Source organism: Paraburkholderia saeva (assembly GCF_907164555.1).
In the GTDB taxonomy this organism is placed as follows: Bacteria; Pseudomonadota; Gammaproteobacteria; order Burkholderiales; family Burkholderiaceae; genus Paraburkholderia; species Paraburkholderia saeva.
In genome coordinates this window covers 821,147-846,180 of sequence record NZ_CAJQZC010000002.1, presented here as the reverse complement: position 1 = coordinate 846,180, position 25,034 = coordinate 821,147, and the positions used below count along the sequence as shown (strand labels likewise).

Annotated in this window: 23 protein-coding genes; 17 read left to right on the top strand and 6 right to left on the bottom strand. The window is 60.3% G+C overall.

Features of this window, described 5'->3' with window-relative positions; genetic code table 11:
- Positions 1-110: 110 nt before the first annotated feature.
- The 5 genes from LPA36_RS08070 to LPA36_RS08050 all read left to right on the top strand — a co-directional run bounded on the left by LPA36_RS08070 (position 111) and on the right by LPA36_RS08050 (position 7,591).
- Positions 111-2,894: a UvrD-helicase domain-containing protein gene (locus tag LPA36_RS08070; RefSeq protein WP_228875592.1), complete on the top strand. Its 2,784-nt coding sequence runs from the start codon at positions 111-113 to the stop codon at positions 2,892-2,894.
- 655 nt (positions 2,895-3,549) lie between these two features.
- Entirely contained in the window at positions 3,550-4,956 is a 1,407-nt protein-coding gene (locus LPA36_RS08065; RefSeq protein WP_228875591.1) for a methyl-accepting chemotaxis protein, read from the top strand.
- A gap of 8 nt (positions 4,957-4,964) precedes the next feature.
- Positions 4,965-5,657, top strand: a complete 693-nt coding sequence (locus tag LPA36_RS08060) for an OmpA/MotB family protein (protein ID WP_228875590.1) — start codon at positions 4,965-4,967, stop codon at positions 5,655-5,657.
- A complete protein-coding gene (locus LPA36_RS08055; RefSeq protein WP_228875589.1) occupies positions 5,654-6,505 on the top strand; it encodes an HNH endonuclease in 852 nt (283 codons plus the stop codon). Before LPA36_RS08060 ends, LPA36_RS08055 begins: the two co-directional genes overlap by 4 nt.
- Positions 6,506-6,736: 231 nt before the next feature.
- A complete protein-coding gene (locus LPA36_RS08050; RefSeq protein WP_228875588.1) occupies positions 6,737-7,591 on the top strand; it encodes a uracil-DNA glycosylase in 855 nt (284 codons plus the stop codon).
- Here the strand turns inward: LPA36_RS08050 and LPA36_RS08045 are convergent.
- Complete coding sequence (locus tag LPA36_RS08045; RefSeq protein WP_228875587.1) at positions 7,481-8,950, bottom strand: dihydrolipoyl dehydrogenase; 1,470 nt, start codon at positions 8,948-8,950, stop codon at positions 7,481-7,483. The genes LPA36_RS08050 and LPA36_RS08045 overlap by 111 nt on opposite strands.
- Before the next feature lie 189 nt (positions 8,951-9,139).
- Between LPA36_RS08045 and LPA36_RS08040 the strand changes: the two genes are divergently transcribed.
- The 3 genes from LPA36_RS08040 to grxC all read left to right on the top strand — a co-directional run bounded on the left by LPA36_RS08040 (position 9,140) and on the right by grxC (position 10,984).
- Complete coding sequence (locus LPA36_RS08040; RefSeq protein WP_228875586.1) at positions 9,140-10,105, top strand: AraC family transcriptional regulator; 966 nt, start codon at positions 9,140-9,142, stop codon at positions 10,103-10,105.
- Between the two features lie 238 nt (positions 10,106-10,343).
- Complete coding sequence (locus tag LPA36_RS08035) at positions 10,344-10,655, top strand: DUF4148 domain-containing protein (RefSeq protein ID WP_228875585.1); 312 nt, start codon at positions 10,344-10,346, stop codon at positions 10,653-10,655.
- Between the two features lie 59 nt (positions 10,656-10,714).
- Complete coding sequence (gene grxC, locus LPA36_RS08030) at positions 10,715-10,984, top strand: glutaredoxin 3 (RefSeq protein ID WP_228875584.1); 270 nt, start codon at positions 10,715-10,717, stop codon at positions 10,982-10,984.
- Between the two features lie 81 nt (positions 10,985-11,065).
- Here the strand turns inward: grxC and cynR are convergent, their stop codons facing one another.
- Positions 11,066-11,941: a transcriptional regulator CynR gene (gene cynR, locus LPA36_RS08025; RefSeq protein WP_228875583.1), complete on the bottom strand. Its 876-nt coding sequence runs from the start codon at positions 11,939-11,941 to the stop codon at positions 11,066-11,068.
- Positions 11,942-12,049: 108 nt separating this feature from the next.
- Between cynR and LPA36_RS08020 the strand changes: the two genes are divergently transcribed.
- Both LPA36_RS08020 and cynS read left to right on the top strand, forming a co-directional pair.
- Entirely contained in the window at positions 12,050-12,712 is a 663-nt protein-coding gene (locus LPA36_RS08020) for a carbonic anhydrase (protein WP_228875582.1), read from the top strand.
- Positions 12,713-12,754: 42 nt separating this feature from the next.
- Positions 12,755-13,225 carry a cyanase gene (cynS, locus tag LPA36_RS08015; protein ID WP_228875581.1) on the top strand — a complete coding sequence of 157 codons (471 nt, stop codon included), beginning with the start codon at positions 12,755-12,757 and terminating at the stop codon, positions 13,223-13,225.
- Here cynS and LPA36_RS08010 read toward each other — a convergent pair.
- The gene (locus LPA36_RS08010) at positions 13,185-13,670 is read right to left on the bottom strand and encodes a helix-turn-helix transcriptional regulator (protein ID WP_228875580.1); all 486 of its coding nucleotides are present in this window, start codon (positions 13,668-13,670) and stop codon (positions 13,185-13,187) included. The genes cynS and LPA36_RS08010 overlap by 41 nt on opposite strands.
- A gap of 290 nt (positions 13,671-13,960) precedes the next feature.
- Here LPA36_RS08010 and eat point away from each other — a divergent pair, with 290 nt between their 5' ends.
- From eat to eutC, 3 genes are read left to right on the top strand one after another with little or no spacing between them, the layout of a single operon-like run.
- Positions 13,961-15,364 carry an ethanolamine permease gene (gene eat, locus LPA36_RS08005; RefSeq protein ID WP_228875579.1) on the top strand — a complete coding sequence of 468 codons (1,404 nt, stop codon included), beginning with the start codon at positions 13,961-13,963 and terminating at the stop codon, positions 15,362-15,364.
- Between the two features lie 48 nt (positions 15,365-15,412).
- Positions 15,413-16,813 (top strand): ethanolamine ammonia-lyase subunit EutB, encoded by a 1,401-nt coding sequence (locus tag LPA36_RS08000; protein WP_228875578.1) that lies wholly within the window; start codon positions 15,413-15,415, stop codon positions 16,811-16,813.
- The gene (eutC, locus tag LPA36_RS07995; protein ID WP_228875577.1) at positions 16,810-17,598 is read left to right on the top strand and encodes an ethanolamine ammonia-lyase subunit EutC; all 789 of its coding nucleotides are present in this window, start codon (positions 16,810-16,812) and stop codon (positions 17,596-17,598) included. Before LPA36_RS08000 ends, eutC begins: the two co-directional genes overlap by 4 nt.
- Before the next feature lie 26 nt (positions 17,599-17,624).
- Here eutC and LPA36_RS07990 read toward each other — a convergent pair whose 3' ends face one another.
- Together LPA36_RS07990 and adh are read right to left on the bottom strand one after the other, a co-directional pair.
- Positions 17,625-18,017: a DUF779 domain-containing protein gene (locus LPA36_RS07990; RefSeq protein ID WP_228875576.1), complete on the bottom strand. Its 393-nt coding sequence runs from the start codon at positions 18,015-18,017 to the stop codon at positions 17,625-17,627.
- Positions 18,018-18,080: 63 nt separating this feature from the next.
- Positions 18,081-19,601 carry an aldehyde dehydrogenase gene (gene adh, locus LPA36_RS07985; RefSeq protein ID WP_228875575.1) on the bottom strand — a complete coding sequence of 507 codons (1,521 nt, stop codon included), beginning with the start codon at positions 19,599-19,601 and terminating at the stop codon, positions 18,081-18,083.
- A gap of 311 nt (positions 19,602-19,912) precedes the next feature.
- On the opposite strand from adh, the gene LPA36_RS07980 reads away from it, so the two are divergent.
- Positions 19,913-20,962, top strand: a complete 1,050-nt coding sequence (locus LPA36_RS07980) for a helix-turn-helix domain-containing protein (protein WP_228875574.1) — start codon at positions 19,913-19,915, stop codon at positions 20,960-20,962.
- A 78-nt stretch (positions 20,963-21,040) separates the two neighbouring features.
- On the opposite strand, the gene LPA36_RS29500 is transcribed toward LPA36_RS07980, so the two are convergent.
- Positions 21,041-21,838 carry an ArsR/SmtB family transcription factor gene (locus LPA36_RS29500; RefSeq protein WP_324250893.1) on the bottom strand — a complete coding sequence of 266 codons (798 nt, stop codon included), beginning with the start codon at positions 21,836-21,838 and terminating at the stop codon, positions 21,041-21,043.
- Positions 21,839-22,098: 260 nt separating this feature from the next.
- Between LPA36_RS29500 and LPA36_RS07965 the strand changes: the two genes are divergently transcribed.
- The 3 genes from LPA36_RS07965 to LPA36_RS07955 all read left to right on the top strand — a co-directional run bounded on the left by LPA36_RS07965 (position 22,099) and on the right by LPA36_RS07955 (position 25,033).
- Positions 22,099-22,284 (top strand): hypothetical protein, encoded by a 186-nt coding sequence (locus LPA36_RS07965; RefSeq protein ID WP_228875573.1) that lies wholly within the window; start codon positions 22,099-22,101, stop codon positions 22,282-22,284.
- A gap of 34 nt (positions 22,285-22,318) precedes the next feature.
- Positions 22,319-23,716: an ATP-dependent RNA helicase DbpA gene (gene dbpA, locus LPA36_RS07960; RefSeq protein WP_228875572.1), complete on the top strand. Its 1,398-nt coding sequence runs from the start codon at positions 22,319-22,321 to the stop codon at positions 23,714-23,716.
- A gap of 162 nt (positions 23,717-23,878) precedes the next feature.
- Positions 23,879-25,033 carry a pyridoxal phosphate-dependent aminotransferase gene (locus LPA36_RS07955; protein WP_228875571.1) on the top strand — a complete coding sequence of 385 codons (1,155 nt, stop codon included), beginning with the start codon at positions 23,879-23,881 and terminating at the stop codon, positions 25,031-25,033.
- The last annotated feature ends 1 nt before the right edge of the window (position 25,034 follow it).

Below are 25,034 nucleotides of genomic sequence, written 5' to 3'. Positions count from 1 at the left end.
CGGCGTCTGAGCAGCCGCGACGGGCCAATGAACCGCATACTTGCCACCACGCCTCCGTGCGCCTTCAATATCATCAGTATTCTCGCTCACAGCGCGCGGGCGCTATCGACATGTCGACTGTTTTTGAACCCACCTCGTGGGGACTGCTGTTCACGGGGTCCCGCAGGTGGTGTTTGCGCCTTGATACCAACGCGCTCGAACTTCAGTTGTCCCTCGACGGGAAGCTCTACAGGACAGACCTCGACGGTTGCGATGAGCCCGTCGTGATTCATTCGGGCATCTTTTGGTCGGCGCTCACGTTGCAAATGGACGGTCTGACGCCAACTCGGATTGATGGTTTGCCCAGCAGGCGCGTGCGCGCGCTGCGAAGGGCAGTCGCTGACGGCAAGGCGTCCGCCCGACTCGCGAAACAGCGCGTAATCCAGCATCAGGCCTTCAGTGAGGACTATGTCCGGATGCGTGAATGGCTCGATTCCCAGGGCATTCTGGAACGAGCCATCCGGGGAAAAATGGGCTGGTTACCATACGAAGACCAGCAGGACATGCTTCAGGCCCGGCCGAAACTGACGCTCGCCCGCGAGACGTTTCTGAGCCATCTGCAAGACCCTGGAGTGCGGCAGCTTCTTCCGGACGCGCTAAGCGATATTGAAGATGTGGTCACGAAATATCACGCAGATTGGCGGCTTCACTGGGTAGCTCTGAACTCGACGGCTGTCGCGGGCAGTGACACCCTGAAGCGCGAGCTTTTCGACCTGGTGGAAAAGCAACCGCTCACGGACGAACAGATTCGCGCGGTCATGTGCTTTGACAATCGAGTCCTGGTTGTTGCTTCAGCGGGCTCGGGCAAGACATCAGTCATGGTGGCAAAGGCCGTGTACGCAGTACATCGCCAGATTGTGGGCCCTGACCGGATACTGCTCCTTGCATTCAATGCGAAAGCCGCTGAAGAGCTTGCGACCCGGACCGACACAGCATTCAAACGCGTGGGCCGGCCTGACGTCAAGGTGGAAGCCCGGACGTTCCACAGTCTGGGTCTAAGCATCATCGGTAGCGCGACGGGACGAAAGCCAAACGTACCAGACTGGGCCGTCGACGCCGCCGCTGGCCTGCGCAAGCTTGAGGCAATCGTCGACGACCTCAAGGACCGCTCCACCGAATTCCGCACAAAGTGGGACCTCTTCCGCGTCGTCTTTGGCCGTGACCTGCCCGAGTTTGGTGGCGCCTCGGCCTCCGACGGCTGGGACCGGGACGGCAACGGTTACGTGTGGACAATTCGCGGCGAGCGTGTGCGAAGCCACGAAGAACGGGTGATTTGCGACTGGTTGTTCTACAACGGCGTCAATTACGAGTATGAGCAGCCATATGAATTCGACACGTCCACCGCCGACCATCGTCAATATTTTCCCGATTTTTACTACCCGGACATCGGGCTCTACCACGAGCATTTTGCGCTGAACGCCGCCGGTAACCCGCCACCGGCGTTCGCCGGCTATCTTGACGGCGTCGCGTGGAAGCGTGCCGAACATGAGCGACGTGGCACGAAGTTGATTGAAACGACATCGCACCAGCTGCGAACAAGGTCGCTGGACGACGTCTTGGGCAAGCAATTGACTGCGCACGGCGGTGTTCTCGACCCGAACCCGGATAGGCCCATACCGGAACGTGGATTTCCGCCAATGGAGAGCGAAAAGCTCATCGCATTAGTGCGAATTTTCATTACGCACGTGAAGAGCAACTGCTTGACCATCGATGAAATAAGACGGCGCATTAGCGCTGAAAACGGTGACGTGTTCGTTCAACGGCACAGGATGTTTCTGGAAATTGTCGAGCCGGTCCTACGCGGGTGGGATGACGCGCTGAACGCAGAAGGCGGCATCGACTTTGAAGACATGCTGAACCAGGCGGCTGCGCACCTGGAGTCCAGTCGTTACCAGTCGCCGTTCGAACTCGTGATGGCCGACGAGTTCCAGGATGCCTCTCGGGCACGCGCGCGTCTTTGCCGCGCATTGGTCAACCGCCGAGGGCGATTCTTCTTTGCCGTCGGCGACGACTGGCAGTCCATCAATCGATTTGCCGGCTCAGACATCTCGGTCATGACTGCCTTTGCCGATTGGTTCGGCTATTCTGAAGTGCTCAAGCTGGAGCAAACCTTCCGCTGCACACAGGCGCTCTGCGACGTCTCCAGTGAATTCATCACCAAGAATCCGAACCAGCTAAAGAAGAAGGTGCTTTCAGCGACCCCTGCAATGGGCCCTGTACTCAAGGCACTGCAGGTCGAGAGCAGGGGGGAATTGCAAGGCGCGATTGATTCGTACCTTGCTCAGCTGTACCGGGACTTGATGGAGGGTAGCGTGCCACCCGGTAGAGACGGGACGGTGACTGTTTTCGTTCTCGGCCGCTACAACCGGGACATGTCGTACGTCCCGAACGGTTGGCAAGTTCGATATGGCTCTCTCATCTCACTTTCATTCTTGAGCATACACCGCTCGAAAGGCGCCGAAGCCGACTATGTCATCTTGCCGGCGATGCTCAATCCTGCTTTCCCTAACACGAGAGCGGACGACCCGGTTCTGGCGATGGCGATGCCAACGGGCGACACGTATCCGATGAGTGAAGAACGGCGTCTGTTCTACGTCGCGCTCACGCGCGCGCGGCGTTCTGTCGCGCTGTTCACGGTAAAAGGGGAAACCTCGTCGTTCCTGAATGAGCTTGTCAAAGATGGGGCTTTGAAGGTTGAGGCAAACAGCGGCGAAGTGATAGAGGAAGAGCGCTGCCCCGCGTGCGAAGTCGGCGTTATCGTGAAGAGAAGTGGTCCATATGGGCTGTTCGAGGCGTGCTCGTCGTACCCTCGTTGCGAATTCAAGCCTCGGCGTGGCGGCAGAAGGTCGAATTAGGGGCGGGCTTATGCCGACGGTCTGAGGCATTGAGCCTGCGCAACACGCGGATGCTGCGGCGTCGAAAGTAGGCCCGTCGCGTTATGGCCGATGTGATGACCCTCCCTATCCGCTCACGGTGTATGCCGCGTGAAAGATGTCTGGGTCTGGTCTGTCACTGGCCGATGCGCTCGCGCGGAGCAAGCCGTGGCTCTCATCGCCACCGTAATCTCCTCACCGTAGCGATAATCTTGTCATGCCGGTGATAAGAATAGCCAAGCGATACCCGGAGTTCATCGCAGGTTGCGTGGGTCTGTGCCTTGGCGTATCTCCCGCAAGCCGTGCTACAGAACGTACGGCATCAGACCGTTTGCAGGCAGGATTCCCCTATCTCGGTGGCTTGCTGCAGTCAAATTTTCCGGATTCCCGTTTGCGCTTACAAATAGGTTGGAGAATCGGTAATATTCGACGCAATCGCATATTCCGAGCGGGATTGGAGACCACATACTGCGTGACGGGGAGCTCGAAAGCGAGGCAATCGCGAGCGATTCATCGCCAAGCAGGCTAAAACAATCCGAAAATGAAAAAATTCCTACTACCTCTTCTATGTGCCTTTCTGGCACCCAGCGTATTTGCAGCAGGACCACTGGAGACCGTGTTCAGAGATACGCCTACGATGATTTTCATCTGCGCGAATTTGGGGCTGACGGTCTTTTTCGCGTTTGTGCGGTTTGACCGGTTCTCTGTTGTCCACGGCCCGGAGATTCTCACAACCGTCGGCATCTTCGGGTGCTTTCTTGGAATTGCAACCGCACTGCTTCACTTCGATGCTTCCAACGTATCAGACAGCGTCCCTCATCTACTCGAGGGGGTGAAAACTGCATTCTGGGCCTCGGTTAGTGGGGTATTTGGGTCGCTCGTCCTGCGAGCCCGCCACTATTTCAAGAAGACGCCGATTCCTCAGACGCAAGGCGCACCGAAGTCGGCGACACTTGACGATGTCGTCGCGGCTACGCAGGCGCTGCAGCGCAGCCTGTCGGGCACGGAAGAAGGTAGTTTGCTCACACAACTAAAGCTGATGCGGCAGGAGCAGGTCGACGAGCTCAAACTGCTGAGAACGTCATTTGACACGTTCGCGCAGCGCATGTCGGAGGACGGTTCCAAGGCGCTCATCGAAGCACTGAAGGAAGTCATCAAAGACTTCAACGCACAGATAAACGAACAGTTTGGCGACAACTTCAAACAGCTGAATGCCGCCGTCGAGAAGCTGGTCGTCTGGCAGCAGCAGTACAGGGAGGAACTCGACAAGCTCCAGGCGCTACAAAAGTCCTCCGCCGACGACTTGCGGCAGTCCGCTGGTGCGTTAGCTGCCTTCATCGACCGTGCATCCCGGTTCAGTGATGTCGCGAGCGCGTTGGAGAGCACGCTAAAGGGACTCGTCCAGCAGCATCAGGAAATTGACGAATCTCAGCGTTCGATGGCAGTAGTTTTGACGCAGATGAAGGATGTTACGCCTGAGTTCGCTCGCAAGATTGACGACATGACGGAGTTCATGAAGCAGAGCGTCGCCAGGCTGCAATCCGACGTCTCGGAGTCGGTCAAGCTGAGCGGTACCCAAATGCAGCTGTCTGCGGCCCAGACGAAAGACCTCATGGTGGAGACGCTCCGACAGTCGCAGGTCGACGTTGCAGATGCCATCAAGGCGTCCGGCACCCAGATGCAGACGTCTGTCACCGACGTGAAAAACCTGTTCGCCGAGACCTTGAAGAAATCGCAAGCGGATGTCACCGACGTCGTCAAGACGTGCGGTACGCAGCTGCAGACTTCATCGGCAGAGATGAAGCAGCTTCTTGTCGACACGCTCAGCAAGTCGCAGTCTGAGGTCAACGAGAGCCTGAGTAAGTCCATGGAGCACATCCGCCAAAGTGTGGTCACGCTCGACAAGGGCCTTCAGGAAGAGCTCACCAAAAGCCTGGAGTCTCTCGGGCGGCAATTGGCGTCGCTTTCCGAGAAGTTCGTCTCGGACTACGGTCCTCTGACCGACAGACTGCGTGACGTCGTCCGCATGGCCGGAACGGCCTGAGGTGACGCATGGAAACCGAAAACAGCAATCAGTCTTACTGGATTCCGATGGCGGACCTGATGACAGGTCTGATGATGGTATTCATGCTTCTGACCGCCGCATTCATGCTCCGTGTCGAGAAGACCACAACCCTTGTGGTCAAGGAATATGAGTCTACGAAGCAGGACATGCAGCTGGCGCTGCAGAAAGAGTTTGCGAACGACCTGAAGCAGTGGAACGCCGAAATGCTGGGGGATATGACCATCCGATTTAATGACCCGACGGTCCTGTTCGCGACTGGCTCCTCGGAACTGCGTCCCAAGTTCAAGGAAGTCCTGCGTCAATTCTTTCCCCGGTATGTTGCGCTCCTGACTTCTGGTCAATACCAGAACGCAGTCAAAGAGATTCGAATTGAAGGCCACACCAGCGCTGCCTGGACCGGTACGACGGACGAGAAGACTGCGTACTTTCGCAATATGGAGCTTTCGCAGGCACGCACCCGCAGCACCCTCGAATACCTTCTATCGCTGTCCGCTGTGCAGCCGCACGAGAAGTGGCTCGTTCAGCACGTGACTGCCAACGGTCTATCCTCCTCACATCCGCTGACACCCGGTGATGCCTCGGTTGGTGCTCAGCAGGCAAATCAGCGCGTTGAATTTCGCATCGTTACGAACGCGAGCGAGAAGATGGACCTCATCGCCGAAAAGCTGCAAAGCAAATGAGCATCAAGCTTCCAGACTTCCTGAGCTGGCCCGCCTTTAACGGGCTTCGGACCAGGATGCGTGCATCCCTGGCGGCTCCTTTCGCTGAAAGAATCGAATACCGGGAGATAGAGCTTTCCATTGAGGAGTTACTGCAGACTCGCGGAATAGACGTCGATTCCGACGAGATTGAAGTCCTCGACGACGGAACTCTTGGTTATAAGGGACGCCGAGTTCTCGTCTACATTCGAGACGTGAACGTGATGGGAAATCGCGAACACATGCCCAGATACCATTTCGCCTTCTGTGCCACATTGAGTGAGATGCACAAAAAGAACAGGGGTGGACGGTATGTAGTGGCGAGCAGGGACTCAGGGTTGTTTGAGGTAAACCTCATCAGCGCTACGGTCGAGCCGAAAGAGGTTCGTCTGAACGTATGCCAAAACTGCCTAAAGCATATTTCCTGGAATGGGTTCGGCTACCACTTGCAAAAGCCGACGCGCCTTGAGCTAGTTAAGGGCTTTGCGCTACCGGATTTTTTTGAAAAGTATCCGCGTGACCTTCTCTCTGTAAAGCCCAAACACTCGTCAACGGATGCTCCCGTGAACACATACACGCCAGACTGGGAGCGTATATCCAGCACCGTTCGACGGGTGCGTCGGTATCGATGCGAAGGTTGTGCACTGGACCTCAGTGGAAATCCACGCTTTCTCCATGTGCATCATCGTAACGGGCAAAAAAACGACAATCGGGACAGCAATCTCGCTGCTCTTTGTATCGCGTGCCACGCCAGCGAGCCACTGCACGGACACATGCAGCAGTTACCCGACTTCACCGAGTTTTCTCAGCTATACGGGAAGCGCGGGTAGGGACGATGGTGAAGACGGATTCACGGCAACAGATGAACGCCGCCGTGGCGCATTCGGTACAACGGACATCCAATCGCTTCCCGGCGGCCGGACTGCAGGTAGCCCCGCTTTCGTTCGAATTCGCCGCTTTCGGCTTGCTTCATGCCGATAGCGAATTTAGATGTCTTGGCTGCCAGTGCTGTGGACTAGCAACGGGCGCGTTTTGACCAACGATACAACGAGGAAGCAGTCATGGAACATCGCCAAGCGAACGTCGACCAGCCGAAGTCGCTTGGCGACTCGGCCGTGAAAGCAACACGCATTCGGCAACTGCATGAGCCTCACGTCGCTCCGCTGACGGCATACGTGGAGGAACTGCGCCTTGAGGCAGGCCCCGGCGCAGAGATACCAGATTTTGACCCGTGGGACGCCGGCGTCAATGCGGAGATACTCTTCCTTCTGGAGGCACCGGGCGCTCGCGCCGTCGCTTCGACATTCGTCTCGCGCAATAATCCGGACGAGACGGCGAAGAATATGTTCCTGCTTCACCAGGATGCGTGCATCCCGCGAACCCGCACACTACTTTGGAACGTAGTGCCTTGGTACATTGGGGACGGGGCACGCATTCGTGCAGCAACTCCGCATGACCTCGAGCGAGGATTGAAGCCGCTTCCACGGCTCATTCAGATGCTGCCAAAGCTGCGAGCCGTAGTCTTCATGGGCAAAAACGCTCAGCAGGCACAGCCACAGGTCGCCGCCTTGCGGCCAGATTTAAGTCTCTTTGCGTGCGCGCATCCAAGTCCGAAGGTTATCAACACGCGGCCTGGTAATCGGGACGCCATTCTCGCCGTGCTTCGCGACGCAGCGGCATTTCTGGAGCAGGCACCCGGCGCGACGCTGTATGAGTCTCAACCGCCGCGACTCGCACTTATTGCGCGAAAGCCGCCCACTCGAGATGAGCAGGTCGCCCAGCACATCACGCAGGTCCTTCGGTCCCTAGTCAGCGTTCAGAAAAGAGAACAAGCGAAGGAAACTACTTTTCTGTCGTTCTCGCAGGAAATTGACGAGCTGAAACGGGCGTTGGTGCTCCTTGGCGCAGATGTCTGATATCAACCCGTCGTTCGGCCATATCCTTTGCAAGGACACGTGGTCCCGGTGATGCCGCCGGAGCTTCATCTGCAGCGCCCACGACAGCAAGTGAGCGATGTGCTCAGCATCCGGTCCGATCCACTCCGCGCCTAGAAACCGCCGCGTAGACTTATCAACGTACACATGCATCAACCCGCGATTGCGCAACATGATCCGGCTACGCCCCTGGTCTTCGAAGCTGACTTCACCGACCACAAACGAGCCCGGCGCCAGATCAACAAACCGCGCCCCAACCATCGCCACACCCGGATCCGAAAACAGCACCGAAATCGGAGCCCGGCGAACCAGCGGCGCAACATCCGGAAACCGTGCAGCATTCGTCCCGGCTGCCTTACCTTCATCAGCAGCCTCATGCAGCAACGGCAGCACGTTATTCACATCCCCAGCAATAAATACGGGATGTGAACCCACCTGCAAAGTCAGCGGATCATAAACAGGCACGCCGTCCTGATCGACCGCGAGCGAGGTGTTGCCAAGCGCCAAACCAGCAACGTTAGGTCGCCGTCCAGCCGTAACGAGCACATAGTCAAACGTATCTTCAACCACGTCCGAGGTATCAGACCCAATCCGATACCGCATCCGCACGCTATCACCCTCACGCGAAACAGCCTCAACCTCAGCCCGAGCAAAAAACCGGAACCCATCAGCAAACACCTTCTCCGCGTACGCCTTAACCTCAGGATCCGTCAAAGGCCCAACGCGGCCGCGCGCACCGATAACCGTCACGTCCACGCCTAAACGCGAAAGAGCCTGCCCCAACTCCAGCCCAATCACCCCAGCGCCCACAACCGCCACCTTCCGCGGCAGATCATTCCAGGCAAAAACATCGTCATTCACAATCGCCCGGTCGCCGAGCTTTCGATACATCTCCGGCAGATACGGTGACGATCCGGTCGCAATCACCACGCTGCGCGCTCGCACCTGCGTGTGGTCACCCACCTGCAACAACCCGTCATCGATAAACCGCGCGTAGCCGATCAAGCGGTCTGCTTCGGGAATCCCTTCAGTGCTTTCGACGACAAAACCCACGAAGCGGTCGCGTTCGCCCTTCACCCGCGCCATCACCTCCGGGCCATCGATACGAATCGTCCCATCCACGTGCACCCCGAACGGCGCCGTGTGCGCCGCAGCGTGCGCCGCCTCTGCAGCCGCGATCAGCAGCTTCGACGGCATGCAGCCGACGCGTGCGCAGGTCGTCCCGTACGGGCCACCTTCGATGAGAATCGCCGACGCGCCCACTGCCTTCGCCGCGCGGTACGCCGGCAGGCCGGCACTGCCGGCGCCAATGATCGCAACATCGGTTTGAACTGTTTTCATGACATCCTCAATGGGTAGCGCACATGGCCGACAACCGGTCCAAGCCCCGGTCTACCGGGCCCGGACGCCACCTCGGCGGGCTGCGTCCGCCTCAAGTAGAATCGGCTGGCAATGCATGAGGTCACTGTAAGGCGCCGCGCTCCCGGCGCTAATCCTCAAACGACGCATAAACATGCTCAAGCGGCTCATATGGATCTGTTAAGTCGACTCCTTTCCCTGATGCCCGTCACCGGACGCCTCGACGTGCGCTGTCACTTCGGCGCGCCGTGGGCCATCGAGAAGGAAAAGTCGGGCGTCCGCGAAATTCCGTATCACGTGCTGCTCTCCGGCAGCGCGGTCGTCGAGGACGGCACCGGCCCGCTCGAGCGACTCTTCCCGGGCGACATCATCGTGTTTCCAGCCGGCGACGCCCATCGCATCCACGACGGCAGCGGCGAGACGCCCACCCAGCCCGCGCCGCGTCAGGCGGTCTCGTCGGTGGTGATGGAGAACAGCGGCGAGGGCGCATCGGCGGACATCCTCTGCGGCCGCTTCCTGCTCGGCGCGGTCCCCGACCGCCTGCTGCGCGATCATCTGCCGGGGCGTCTGATCGTCCGTAGCGCGAATGCGGGCATCGGTCACGGCGACGGTGGCGATTCCGCGCAGGCGATGGCGGGCTCGCGTCTCACGCGCCTGATCGAATTGATGCGGGAAGAAGCCATCGACGACGGCCCCGGCAGCGAAACGCTCGTGAGCCATCTCTCGGCGGCGCTGTTCGCGCTGACGCTGCGCTTTGCGAGCGAGCTGTCGGCGCCGCCGCACGGGCTGCTCGCGCTCGCGGGCCGGCCACGCCTGCAGGCGGCGGTCTCGGCGATGTTCGAGACGCCCGGCGAGCCGTGGACGCTCGATCAGCTCGCGTCGCTCTGTAACATGTCGCGCGCAACGTTCGTGCGGCAGTTCCAGGAAGCCATCGGCCGCTCGGCCACCGACGTGCTCACCGAAGTGCGCATGACGATCGCCGGCCGCGCGCTGCTGCAAACGACGAAGAAGGTCGCCGATATCGGCGAGGCAGTCGGCTATCAGTCGGAAGCGGCGTTCCAGCGGGTTTTCAAACGTCAGATCGGCGTGACGCCAGCGCGCTGGCGTTCGTCCGGCGGCAACATCCGCGCGGATTAAGCAACGGCCCGGCAAGGGCCGTTGTTCTTCATCTCCCTTTCTTCATACGACGTATCGCACGCGATGTATTCGCGCGTGTGTCGTATCGCGTCGCGCTTTTCAACTCCCTGTAGCCCGAAACGGCATTGAGCCGAATGAGCATTTTGATGAGCCGTCCCGCTATTAACGACCGGAAGGCTGAGTTCTAAAGTTCACTCACATCGTCAGCGACGGAAACTCTCTTACAGGTCCCACCATCATGAAACGCATTCATCAAGCTCTTGTCCTCGCCGCCGCGCTTGCACTCCCGCTCGCGAGCCACGCCGAATCGACCGCGACCCGCGCGCAGGTCCGCGCGGAACTGGTCGCAGCCGAACAAGCCGGCACTTGTCCGATGAGCGACGCGCACTATCCGGACGCCGCAGTGGGCCGTCCGGTCGTACGTCAGTCGCAAGGCGATGCGTACGGTTCATCCACACACGGCAGCTTTGCATCGGGATTCAGCAAGCTGGGTACGCACATCAAAGGCACGCACGACGTGTCGTTCGACGACGTCTATCGCGGTCAGTAAATTCACCGATCCTGCGCTCATGGCCAGGTTAATCCGCTTCAACCAATGAGGTAACCATCATGTCTTCAGTCACGATCTACTCCACACCGACTTGCCCGTACTGTCTCGCAGCGAAGGCGCTACTGCGCGGCAAAGGCGTCACGTATAACGACATCAGCATCGAAGGCGACCGCGAAGCGGCCGTCGCGCTGGCGAAGAAAACCGGCCGTCGCACTGTGCCGCAGATTTACATCGGCGCGACGCATGTCGGCGGATTCGACGACCTGTCCGCGCTGGATCAGGACGGACGTCTCGATGCATTGCTCCGTCGCGAAGCCGCGCTCTCGTGATGTCTGGAAACTGGCGGTCAGGCAGACTCGCCCGACCGTTCCCTTCAGCCGACGCAACGCGCGCCGGCTTTCTGTCGTTTCTCAGGCCCAGTTCGCGGCCAGTTCAACAAACGCCCGGCTTGCAGCCGTGCGGTAAGCGCCCTTGCGCTGAAGCAGCGCCGCTGTACGACGTGGCATCGCAGGACGCAGCGCGACCGCATGCAACCCTGCCTGCTCGCGCGCAATCGCCTCCGGTAGCACGGTCGCAAGCTTGCTGCGCCGGACGATCTCAATGATCGCGCTGATCGAGTTCGCTTCGATGGAAACGGGCGGCGCGATGTTGTGCTGCAGACAGTACGCGTCAATGTGCCGGCGCGTCGCGAAGTCACGGCTCAGCAGCACCAGCGCTTCCTTTTCCAGATCCCTCACGCCGCAAGACGCATCGGAACCCGCAAGCCGGTGCGATTCACCGACCACTAGCGCCAGCGGCTCGGCAAACCACGCCTGACTTTCCACTTCCGCGGCATGCGCGCCCGAGAACGCGATGCCAATATCGAGCGCGTCTTCTCCAAGCAGCGCCTCGATGCGGTCCTGCGTCATTTCTTCGACGGTGAGCGTGATGCCGGGATAGCGCGCGTTGAACTGCTGGATCAGCGGACCGATGAGATACGCGGTGAAGGTCGGCGTCATCGCGAGGCGCAGCGTGCCACGGCTCAGTTCCTGCACGTCGTGAATCGCGCGCCTGCCCGCATCGAGGTCCTGCAACGCGCGGCGCGCGTAGCTGACCCACGCCTCGCCGGCGTCCGTCAGACGGATGTTCCGGCCGGAGCGATCCAGCAACTGCACGTTGAGTGTGTCTTCGAGTTGCCGGATCTGCTGCGAGAGCGTGGGCTGCGAGACGTGCAGCGCCTCGGCGGCGCGCGTGAAGTTCTGGTGTTCAGCCACCGCCAGCAGGTAGCGGATATGTCGTAGCAGCATGGCGCCTCCTGCTATTGGTCGTGCCTATAGCGGGAATAATAAACCGGTCTTGGACGCTATGGCTGAACACGCTCAAAGTAGCTCCATCGAACACCACCGGACGCCAACATGCAAGACATCATCGACGGCTTTCTGAAGTTCCAGCGTGACGCATTTCCGATGCGTTCGGATCTCTTCAAGCGGCTCGCTACCGCGCAAAACCCGAAGGTTCTATTCATCGCGTGCTCTGACAGCCGCGTTGTGCCTGAACTGCTGACCCAGCGCGAGCCGGGCGACCTGTTCGTGATCCGCAACGCCGGCAACATCGTGCCTTCGTATGGCCCGGAACCGGGCGGCGTATCGGCCACGGTCGAATATGCGGTCGCGGCGCTCGGCGTGACGGACATCGTGATCTGCGGCCATTCGGACTGCGGCGCAATGACCGCGATTTCGACGTGCAAATGCCTCGATCACATGCCGGCCGTCGCGAACTGGCTGCGTCACGCGGATTCGGCGAAGGTCGTCAACGCCGCGCGCACCCATGCATCCGAACACGCGAAGCTGGACTCGATGGTGCGTGAAAACGTCATCGCACAGCTCGCCAATATCCAGACGCATCCGTCGGTGGCCCTCGCGCTCGAACAGGGCCGGCTGAATCTGCACGGCTGGGTCTACGACATCGAAAGCGGCTCGATCGATGCGCTCGACGGCGCAACCCGCCGCTTCGTGCCGCTCGTCGATAACCCGGAAACCAGCGCAACGCCGAAGAACCGGCTGAGCCTTGCCGCCTGATCTTTTTCTCTCACCGCACTACGACCCCCTCAAGGAAACATCATGACGCAATCCCTGAACTCCCAGGCCCGCCGCGAAGCGCTGACCGAAGCCATCGTCGACGCCAAATCGCGACGCAACCTCACGTTCCAGCAACTGACCGACGGCACCGGCCTGAGCGTCGCCTTCGTTACAGCCGCGCTGCTTGGCCAGCACGCATTGCCAGCAGAAGCCGCGAAGCTGATCGCCGAACGCCTCGATCTGAGCGCCGACGATGCGCGTCTACTGCAAAGCATTCCGCTGCGCGGCAGCATCCCAGGCGGCGTGCCGACCGATCCGACGATCTATCGCTTCTATGAAATGGTGCAGATCTACGGTTCGACGCTAAAGGCACTCGTGCACGAACAGTTCGGCGACGGCATCATCAGCGCGATCAACTTCAAGCTGGACATCAAGAAGGTCGACGATCCGGAAGGCGGCTCGCGCGCGGTCATCACGCTCGACGGCAAGTATCTGCCGACCCGACCGTTTTGAACGCGGTGTGCCTTCGCTTTGAGCTCGACAAGAGAAAAGCGGAGGCACGCAACAAGGAAATCACCGCCATCTCTGGCACTTCACGAATCACCGCGTCTCGCATGACCATTTGCGCGTCTCCTGGGTTGCCCGGTCTGAACCGGCGATGGGTGCCCGACTTGCGAAACTGCGCGGGCGGCATACCGAACACGGCGCTAAACGTGCGCGTGAACGACTGCAAACTGCTGTAGCCCGAGCGCTCCGCTATCTCCGCAATCGTCATCGATCCATTCGCGAGATAGCCGGCCGCGCGATGCAATCGCAGACGACGCACCGTCGTCGCGACGGCTTCGCCATACATCGCCTGATAGATGCGGTGCCAGTGATACGGCGACAGGCACGCAATCTCAGCGAGCCGGTCGATGTCGAGCGGTTCGTCGAGATGATCGTAGATATGGTCGAGCACGCGATTTAGCCGTGTCTCATAGCGAGTGCGACTGCCGGGATCGTTCATGGTTCGGCGAATAGAGTCGGGAAGGCTATGCACTGAAAATTAGCACGGACCCGTTTACCAAATCCTGCGGACCTCGTTTGCGCACATGGTTAGTGCGCTGCAGGCCTTCCAGCAGGTGCTTAATGCCGCAGAAACGCCCGATGTTTGCCGATTTTCGATAACACCTCGATTAATGGCTCTCTACCATCGGCTGATGCGTGTCTGCTTGCGGTCCCCGCAGGCAGCCAAATCAGGAGATTCCGATGAAAGCAGAGTCGAAAGGTCAGCATGTGGGCAAGGTCACGCATCACGAGCTCAAACAGACGCTCGGTACGTGGCAGTTGTGGGGCATCGCAGTTGGCCTCGTGATCTCCGGCGAGTATTTTGGCTGGAGCTACGGCTGGGCAAGCGCAGGCACGCTCGGGTTCGTGATCACGGCGCTCTTTATTGCCGCGATGTACACGACGTTCATTTTCAGCTTCACGGAACTCACGACATCGATTCCGCACGCAGGCGGCCCGTTCGCCTACGCCCGTCAGGCGTTCGGCCCGACCGGCGGCTATATCGCGGGCGCGGCGACGCTGGTTGAGTTCGTGTTCGCACCGCCCGCCATTGCGCTTGCCATCGGCGCGTATCTGCACGTGCAGTTTCCGGCGCTTGAGCCGAAACACGCCGCGATGGGCGCGTATCTGATCTTCATGGCGCTGAATATCGTCGGCGTGCAGATCGCCGCGGCGTTCGAACTGTGCGTGACGCTCCTCGCCATTTTCGAGTTGCTGGTGTTCATGGGCGTCGTATCGCCGGGCTTCGAGTTAAGCAATTTCACGAAGGGCGGCTGGTCGGGCGCCGATCACTTCAGCCTGGGCTCGTTTAGCGGCATGTTTGCCGCGATTCCGTTCGCGATCTGGTTCTTTCTCGCGATCGAAGGCGTCGCAATGGCCGCCGAAGAAGCGAAAGACCCGAAGCGTTCGATTCCCATCGCGTACATCGCCGGCATCCTGACGCTCGTCGCACTGGCAATTGGCGTGATGGTGTTTGCAGGCGCCGCCGGAGACTGGACCAAACTCGCGAACATCAACGACCCGCTGCCGCAGGCGATGAAATTCATCGTCGGTGCAAATAGCGGCTGGATGCATATGCTGGTGTGGCTCGGCCTCTTCGGGCTCGTGGCATCGTTTCACGGCATCATTCTTGGCTACTCGCGTCAGATCTTTGCGCTCGCGCGCGCGGGCTATCTGCCGGAGTGGCTTTCGAAGGTGCATCCGCGTTTCAAGACGCCGCATCGCGCGATCATCGCGGGCGGCGTGGTCGGCATTGCCGCCATCTACAGCGACGAGCTGATCCAGTTTGGCGGCCAGACGCTCACGGCGAACATCGTGACGATGTCGGTTTTTGGCGCTATTGTGATGTACATCATCAGCATGATGTCGCTGTTCAAGCTGCGCCGGACGCAACCGGGCATGGAACGGCCGTTCCGCGCGCCGCTGTTCCCGCTCTTCCCGGCGTTCGCGCTGGTGACCGCGGTGATTTCGCTGGGCACGATGGTGTACTTCAACTTTCTGGTGGCGGTCGTGTTCGCGATCTTTCTCGCGCTCGGCTATGTGTATTTTCTGTCGACGCGCAGGCAGCGTGCAGTGGCACCCGTGGATGCCCTGCTCGAAGACTGACGCGACGGGCGAAGCCGCCGTGCACGCGGCGGCGCAGGAGCAATGCAGATGAGCTATACGGAGACAATCGGCAGCCGGACGTACCGGTTCGCCGATCTGAGAACCCTGCTGGCGAAGGCGAGCCCGCTGCGTTCCGGCGACCAGCTCGCCGGTGTGGCGGCGGCAAGCGAAGAAGAACGCGTCGCTGCAAAGATCGCGCTTGCAGCTGTGCCGTTGCGCACGTTTCTGAACGAAGCAGTCGTGCCGTACGAAAGCGACGAAGTCACGCGCCTTGTCATCGACGATCACTCGCCCGAAGCGTTCGCCGAAATCTCGCATCTGGCGGTCGGCGATTTTCGCAACTGGCTGCTCTCCAGCACGACAGATACCGCGGCACTCACGCGTGTTACGGCGGGCCTGACGCCGGAAATGGTCGCGGCGGTGTCGAAGCTGATGCGCAATCAGGATCTGATCGTGGCGGCGCGCAAGCGTCCCGTGGTGACGCGCTTTCGCAACACCGTCGGCTTGCCCGGACACATGTCCGTGCGTCTGCAACCCAATCACGCAACCGATGACGTCAAAGGCATCGCGGCGTCGATGCTCGACGGCCTCATGTACGGCTGCGGCGACGCGATGGTCGGCATCAATCCCGCCACTGACAGCCTTGCCGCCATCACGATGCTGTTGCGCATGGTCGACGACTTTCGCCAGCGCTATCAGGTGCCGACGCAATCCTGCGTGCTCACGCACGTCACGAACACAATTGCGGCGATAGAGAAGGGCGCACCGGTCGATCTCGTGTTCCAGTCGATCGCGGGGACGGAGAAGGCGAATGCGGGCTTTGGCATCACGCTTGCGCTGTTGCAGGAAGGTTACGAAGCTGGACTGTCGCTCAAGCGTGGAACGGTCGGCGACAACCTGATGTATTTCGAAACCGGGCAGGGCAGTGCGCTATCAGCGAACGCACATCATGGCGTCGACCAGCAGACGTGTGAAGTGCGCGCCTATGCCGTCGCGCGCAAGTTCAATCCGTTTCTCGTGAACACGGTGGTTGGCTTTATCGGGCCGGAGTATCTCTACGACGGCAAGCAGATCACGCGCGCCGGTCTCGAAGATCACTTCTGCGGCAAGCTGCTCGGCGTGCCGATGGGCTGCGACATCTGCTATACGAATCACGCGGAAGCCGATCAGGACGACATGGACAACCTGCTCACGCTGCTGGGCGTTGCAGGCATCAACTTCATCATGGGTGTGCCCGGCGCCGACGACGTCATGCTCAACTATCAAAGCACGTCGTTCCATGACGCGCTGTACGTTCGCGATGTTCTGGGTCTGCGTCGCGCACCCGAATTCGAAGAGTGGCTTGAGTCGATGCAGATCACCGACACGCGCGGTGCGCTCTTGAGCGCATCGTTGCGTCAGCCGCTGCTGCAAGGCGCTAAAGACTGGATGGGAGCCGACATCGCATGAGCGACTTCCTCGAAAAGAATCCATGGAACGCACTGCGCGAATTCACGAATGCGCGCATCGCTCTGGGCCGCGCGGGAAACAGTTTGCCGACCGCGCCGCTGCTCGCTTTCAATCTCTCGCATGCGCAGGCGCGCGACGCCGTGCATCATCCGCTCGACGCCGATGCCTTGCATGAAAAGCTGCGCGCGCTTGGTTTTACGACGCTCGATGTGCATAGCGCGGCGCCCGATCGCGAGCACTATTTGCGGCGTCCCGATCTTGGAAGGCGTTTGTCCGACGAGAGCCGCGAAGCGTTAGCGCGCGTTACGATCGATGCGCCGGAAGTCGTGTTTGTTATCGCCGATGGTTTGTCGGCGTTCGCCGCATCGCGACAGTCGTTGCCACTGTTGCAGGCCGTTTGCGCGCGCCTTTCAGACTGGAAAATTGGCCCTGTTGTAGTCGCGCGCCAAAGCCGTGTCGCGCTCGGCGACGAGATCGGCGAACTCCTGAAGGCAAAGCTGGTGGTGATGTTGATCGGCGAGCGGCCCGGCCTCAGTTCGCCGGACAGCCTTGGTATTTACCTGACCTGGGCACCCAAAACTGGCTGCAGCGACGCACAGCGCAACTGCATTTCGAACGTGCGTCCCGAAGGGCTTTCATACGAAGCCGCAGCACATCGGCTGCATTACCTGCTGACGCACGCGCGTCGCCTTGGGCTGACAGGTGTCGGCCTTAAAGACGACAGCGATGCGCTGCTCGGAACAGCAGCAGCGACAGCGGCGGTGCCAGCGCCGCCGTCTGCCTGAAAGAAAACGCCTTCACCTGCGCTTGATCAGGCATCCGCGCGTGCAACCGGATGCTGTTCGAGCCACGCATTCTCGGCATCGTCATAGAGACGCGAACGCGTCAGAAAGCGCAACCCCGTAGGGCGCTCAAGCGAAAACATGCCGCCATTACCGGGTATGGCGTCGATGATCAACTGCGTGTGCTGCCAGTATTCGAACTGCGATTCGCTCATATAGAACGGCACACCGGCAATCTCGCCAAGCCGTACATCCGAGCTGCCGACCAGAAACTCCGAAGCAGGAAAACACATCGGTGCACTGCCGTCGCAACAGCCACCCGATTGATGAAACAGAATCGAGCCGTGTTCTGCGCCGAGTTTCTGGATCAGCGCTACCGCGGCCGGTGTTGCGATCACGCGTGCTACTCCATCGTCTGCCATGACGTCACTCCGCTTAAAAAAAGGCGAGCCGCAATGTGCGGCTCGCCCACAGGAGCGTCTAGCTCAGAAGAAGCCCAGCGGCTTCTCGCTGTAGCTGACGAGGAGATTCTTCGTTTGCTGGTAGTGATCGAGCATCATCTTGTGATTCTCGCGTCCGATACCCGACTGCTTGTATCCGCCAAACGCGGCATGCGCCGGATACGCGTGATAGCAGTTCGTCCATACACGTCCAGCCTGGATCTCGCGGCCGAAGCGATAGGCGCGCGTGCCATCGCGGGTCCACACGCCTGCGCCGAGGCCATAGAGCGTGTCGTTGGCGATTGCGAGCGCTTCCTCTTCGTTCTTGAAGGTCGTGACGGAAACCACCGGCCCAAAGATTTCTTCCTGGAAGATGCGCATCTTGTTGTGGCCTTTGAACACGGTCGGCTTGACGTAATAGCCCTTGCTCAATTCACCGCCCAGCGTGTTGCGCTCGCCGCCGATCAGACACTCGGCGCCTTCCTGCTTGCCGAGATCGACATACGACATGATCTTTTCAAGCTGCTCCTGCGAAGCCTGCGCGCCGATCATCGTTTTCGTATCGAGCGGATGACCTTGTGTGATTGCGGCCACGCGTTTGAGCGCGCGCTCCATGAATTTGTCGTAGATCTTTTCGTCAATGAGCACGCGCGACGGACACGTACACACTTCGCCCTGGTTCAGCGCGAACATCGTAAAGCCTTCGAGCGCCTTGTCGAAGTAGCTGTCGTCGTGATCCATCACATCGGCAAAGAAAATGTTCGGGCTCTTGCCGCCGAGTTCGAGCGTGACCGGAATGATGTTCTGGCTCGCGTACTGCATGATCAGCCGGCCGGTTGTCGTCTCGCCGGTAAACGCGATCTTGGCGATGCGCTTGTTCGACGCCAGCGGTTTGCCCGCTTCCAGACCAAAGCCGTTGACCACATTTATCACGCCAGGCGGGAGCAGGTCGTGAATCAGTTCGAGCAGCACGAGGATCGAAGCGGGCGTCTGTTCCGCCGGCTTAAGCACGACGCAGTTGCCTGCCGCGAGTGCCGGTGCGAGTTTCCACACGGCCATCAGGATCGGGAAATTCCACGGAATGATCTGGCCGACAACGCCTAGCGGTTCATGAAAGTGATACGCGACGGTGTCTTCGTCGACCTGCGAGATCGAGCCTTCCTGGGCGCGCACGCAGCCCGCGAAATAGCGGAAGTGATCGATCGCAAGTGGAATATCGGCCGCCATCGTTTCGCGCAACGGCTTGCCGTTGTCGATCGTTTCCGCAATGGCGATGCGCTGCAGGTTCGCTTCCATGCGGTCGGCAATGCGGTTCAGGATGTTCGCGCGTTCGGTCGTCGATGTCTTGCCCCACGCGACTTTGGCCTTATGTGCGGCGTCGAGCGCGAGTTCGATATCGGCTTCACGCGAGCGTGGGATCGATGTGAACGGTTCGCCGGTAATCGGCGAGATGTTGTCAAAATACTCGCCGCCGACAGGCTTCACCCACTCGCCGCCGATGAAGTTCGCGTATTGCTTTTTGTACGGGAATTCGGTGGTCAGAAACTGCATCTCTGCATGGTTCATCAGTGTGCTCCTCACATGTGTGATCGTTTATCGTCGGTGCGCTGTATCGCTGACCGCGAGTCCCATACGCCAGAACCGTGCCAATGGCACGTGCGGCGTGATTCATGCATGTGCAACCAGCACCGCAGCGGCGCACGCCGTCGAACCGGCGTTTCGTGGTCTGGAACGATGCGCCAGTCCTGAACAGGTGGCGGGACACCTGTTCAGGACTTGAACACCGAGGCGGCAACATGTGTGACATCTGATCGATCGCGCTGAACGGCACGGGACTTGCGTTCGTTTCGCGATTCCCATTCGCGGGCAGATCCGCCATGACGCGTCATTCACCGGTTGCCGGACCAGCAGGACACGATGAGGTCGCCATTGCCCAGGCCAAAGCGCTGCGGGTTCAAACCTGCATCGCCCACGATGCCGACGAGCAGGCGCGCAACCTTCACGGCTGGACGCAGACCTACGACCAGCTCACAGCAGGAAGCTTCGTTGGCACGCTCACGGAACTGTCGCTCGATCACATGCACGTGTTCTGCGAGACGACGAGCCATACGTTGCGCCAGACGTGCGAAGTGCCATCGGACGCGTACTGGTTCGGTATTCCCGTGCGACGCGATGTGGCGGGGCGTATCGACGCGAACATAATTGGTGATGACGCGATCGCGTTTCGTCCGGGCGGCATCGAGTTCGAACTGATTACGCCTGCGGGGTATGAGATTTTTGGCGTGGTGGTGAAGCGCGAGGTACTGCGACGCCATGCGCTCGACGTTGAACGCTGTGGTCTTTCGAGCGTTATGCCCGAGACGGAAGTTGTGCCGGTCGGCGAGGCGCGCAAGACGCGGCTATGCGCGTCGCTGCGGCATATTCTTGCGGATGGCGTGACCTGCGCTGCGCCGCCGAAGAGCTTTTCACGCGATGCGCTCGAATTCTCGGTGCTGGCTTCGCTGTTCGATCTGTGCGAGCAGCAGCGCACTGATTCTGGTGCGATTCCGGCTAGGTCGCGTCGGCAATCGGTTGTGTCGGAAGCACGCGAATACGTATTGGCTAATCGCGAGCGCCCGGTCGGCGTGCCGGAGTTGTGCGACCGCCTGCATGTGAGCCGCAGGACGCTGCAATACTGCTTCCAGGACGTGCTCGGCATGGCACCCGCGACGTATCTCCGAACGATCCGTCTGAACGGCGCTCGACGTGAGCTATGCGAAGCGGCGCACGCATCGCGCGCGGTTCAGGACGTCGCCGCAGCGTGGGGCTTCTGGCATTTGAGCCAGTTCGCGACGGACTATCGCAAGCTCTTCGGCAAGCGTCCTTCAGATACGTTGAGGGAGGCGGCTAGCGGCCGTAACGACGCCGGGCGTGTCTCGACGCACTGATGAACATGCGCCCGGTGAAAACGCGGAAACGCGCCGCAGCGCGTATCCGTGCATCTCCCGAAAGCGCATAAGCCTTCCTCAACCTCCGCCCGCTTGATCCGGCGCATACATCAGCGACCCGGGCGTCGTCAGCAAGCCGCCCGTTTCAAGCAACGTCTTGAGACCCGAAAGAACCATCGGCCAGCCACCGTACAGCTCGGGGTTCGCGTTCTCGCGCAGTTCATCGTGCGTCACTGTCAGACGGCACGAATCCTTGATCTGCTCGATCTCCCACGTCACGCGCGACGTGCCTTCACGCTTCACGTCGTCGCTCCACATCGCGCGAAAACTTTGCACGAGGCGCCGGGGCGGATCGACCTCCAGATTCTCGCCTTCGACAATCACGCTGCCCGCCACGAAGTCCGACGATGGCTGACCTCCGCCCAGACCCTCGTAGCGCGAGCCCGGCGTCCAGTCCGAACTCACCTGAAGCCCGAATGTGTACTTCGCCCGCATCTCCTTGTTGATGATCGCTTCCCACAGGCGTTCCGGCGTCGTCTTGATGTAAATCTCGAACACTTTTTCCATCGTCCTGTCCTCCAGTTGGTGTTTCAGCTCGCTCAGGGTCGCGGCCCACGGCGCGGCGTACTTGCTCACCCAGCGGTCGTAGATCAGCTGGATCGGGACGGCGTTCAGAAAGTGCCGCTTCTCGCGACCCTGACGACGGGCGACAACAAGCCCTGCCTCTTCCAGCAGCTTCAGGTGTTTCATCACGCCGAAGCGCGTCATCGGCAGCCGGGCTTCGAGCGCGCTCAACGTCTGTCCGTCTTCTTTAAACAGTTCGTCGAGGAGGCTGCGACGCGTCGGATCGGCCAAAGCTCTAAATACGTCATCCATGTCCCTACAATATGTGACCATATGGTCACATGTCAAGGTACATCTGGCGATGCCTCATACGATTCTTCCCGCGATCCGGGTGCTATTTGTGGTCTATTACTGGGAAAGGGGCCGCGTAGCGGGCAAAACCGGTCGAACCGAATCCGTTTCGTGCGACACTCGCGGGTTTTCGATACAACGCACCACGAATTCCGCGCTGCCCCGGCTTCGCACACGTGGCAAGCCTCAACAGACAGCCGGATCAGGCGGGAGAATCAACCATGTTTACGTGCAGAAACCAGTCATGCGACGCCCAGTGGGAAACGTCCGACGTCGTCATCAAGAATGAAGGGCAAGGACTGATGTTCCGCTGTCCGATGTGCGGCGCACGCAACTATGTCGAGCGCTTCGACGCGGACGACGGAACGATCGTCTACGAACAGATCGAAGGCCGTCCGCTTTCGTAAGCCGACGCACGCGCACCGACCTCAGGCCAAACACATGACCAAGCCCACGCCCGCCCCTTTCAGCCAGCTACCGCTGCCGCCCGCGATGCTGGCCAACCTCACGCAGCTCGGCTATCTGGAGATGACGCCGATCCAGGCCGCCAGCCTGCCCGTCGCACTCGCCGGACAGGACCTGATCGCGCAGGCGAAGACCGGCAGCGGCAAGACCGCCGCGTTCGCTCTCGCGCTGCTCGCGCGCCTCGACATGCGTAACTACGCGGTGCAGTCGATGGTGCTCTGCCCGACACGCGAACTCGCCGACCAGGTCACGCAGGAAATCCGCCGGCTCGCGCGTGCCGAAGAAAACGTGAAAGTGCTGACGCTATGCGGCGGCACGCCGATGCGCCCGCAAACGGCGAGTCTCGAACACGGCGCGCATATCGTCGTCGGCACGCCGGGCCGCATCATGGATCACCTTGAGCGCGGCAGTCTCGACCTGAAGTCGCTCAACACGCTCGTGCTCGACGAAGCCGACCGTATGCTCGACATGGGTTTCTTCGACGACATCGCGACGGTCGTGCGCCAATGCCCGAAAGAGCGTCAGACGCTGCTCTTTTCCGCGACGTATCCCGAAGGCATCGGCAAGCTGAGCCAGCAGTTCCTGCGCAATCCGAAGGACGTGAAGCTCGAAGAGCGTCACGACGACAGCAAGATCCGTCAGCGCTTCTACGAAGTGACGGAGAACGACCGTCTGCATACTGTCGGCCTGTTGCTGAACCATTACCGTCCCGTCAGCACGATCGCGTTCTGCAACACGAAGCAGCAATGCCGCGATCTGCTCGACGTGTTGCGCGCTCAAGGTTTTCATGCGCTCGCGCTGCATGGCGAACTCGACCAGCGCGAACGCGATCAGGTACTGATCCAGTTCGCGAACCGCAGCTGTTCCGTGCTCGTCGCGACCGACGTCGCCGCGCGCGGTCTCGACATCGCGCAACTCGAAGCCGTGATCAACGTCGACGTGACGCCGGATCCTGAAGTGCACGTGCACCGTATCGGCCGTACGGGCCGCGCGGATCAGGAAGGTTGGGCGCTGAGCCTCGCGAGCATGAACGAGATGGGGCGCGTTGGCAGTATCGAGCAGGCGAAGGGGCGCGAAGTCGAATGGCACCCCGTTTCCGAGCTGAAGGCGGCCAGCAACGAGCCCCTTTTGCCGCCCATGGAAACGCTGCAGATTCTCGGCGGCCGCAAGGAAAAGATCCGCCCAGGCGACGTGCTCGGCGCGCTGACCGGCGACGCCGGCTTTGCCGGCTCGCAGATCGGCAAGATCAACGTAACGGAATTTTCTACCTACGTGGCGATCGAGCGCGGCGTGGCGAAGGAAGCGCTTCGCAAGCTCAATGCCGGCAAGGTGAAGGGCAAGAAGGTCAAGGTTCGTCTGATGGACGAAGACTGAGGCCCATCACGGCACCGGGCCCCGCCATGACGTAAACGCATGCCGCGCATGACAAACTTTCGATTGTGGCTGCGTATTGGCTGATGCCTAATCGGCAGCATCAGGATGGGATTGCCGCATGAGCTGCGTCCCTTCGCTACGCTGTCCGATGGAGGAATCCCCATGCAGAGCGCCTTGCAAGCCCGCTCGAAACTGCCCGACGTGGGCACGACGATCTTTACCGTCATCGGCCAGCTGGCCGCCGAACACAATGCGTTGAACCTGTCGCAGGGCGCGCCGAATTTCGCGCCGGACCCGAAGCTCGTTGATGGCGTCGCAGAGGCCATGCGCGCCGGTCATAACCAGTACGCGCCGATGGCCGGTATCGGCGCGCTGCGCGAGGCGCTGTCGAACAAGGTCGAGCAGCTCTATGGCGTGCGCTACGACCCGACGACCGAAGTGACCGTCATCGCCAGCGCGAGCGAAGGGCTGTATTCGACGATTAGCGCGCTCGTGCATCCGGGCGACGAGGTGATCTACTTCGAACCTTCGTTCGACAGCTACGCGCCGATCGTCCGCCTGCAGGGCGCGACGCCGGTGCCGATCAAGCTCTCGCTCGACCACTTCCGCGTGAACTGGGACGAGGTGTCGGCCGCGATCACGCCGAAGACGCGGATGATCATCATCAATACGCCGCACAATCCCACCGCAACCGTTTTCAGCGACGCTGATATCGAGCGCCTGCGCGCGGTCACGCGCAACACCGATATCGTGATTCTCTCCGACGAAGTGTACGAACACGTCGTGTTCGACGGTGCGAAACATCAGAGCATGGCGTGCTATCAGGATCTCGCTGAACGCAGCGTGATCGTGTCTTCGTTTGGCAAGTCGTATCACGTGACCGGCTGGCGTGTCGGTTACTGTCTCGCGCCCGCCGCATTGATGGACGAGATCCGCAAGGTCCATCAGTTCATGGTGTTTTCCGCCGATACGCCGATGCAGTATGCGTTCGCCGACGCGCTTGCGAACCGCGAAAGCTATCTTGGCCTGTCTGCGTTTTACCAGAAGAAACGCGATCTGCTGAAGGAAGCGCTGCGCGAATCGCGCTTCGAATTGCTGCCAAGCGAAGGCAGCTTCTTCATGCTCGCGCGCTTCCGTGGATTCTCCGACGAAAGCGACAGCGACTTCGTGCTGCGCCTGATTCGCGATGCACAGGTGGCCACGATTCCGCTGTCCGCGTTCTACACTGACGGCACCGATTCCGGTCTGATCCGCCTGAGTTTCTCGAAGGACGATGCGACGCTGATCGAAGGCGCGCGCCGCCTCTGTTCGATCTGAG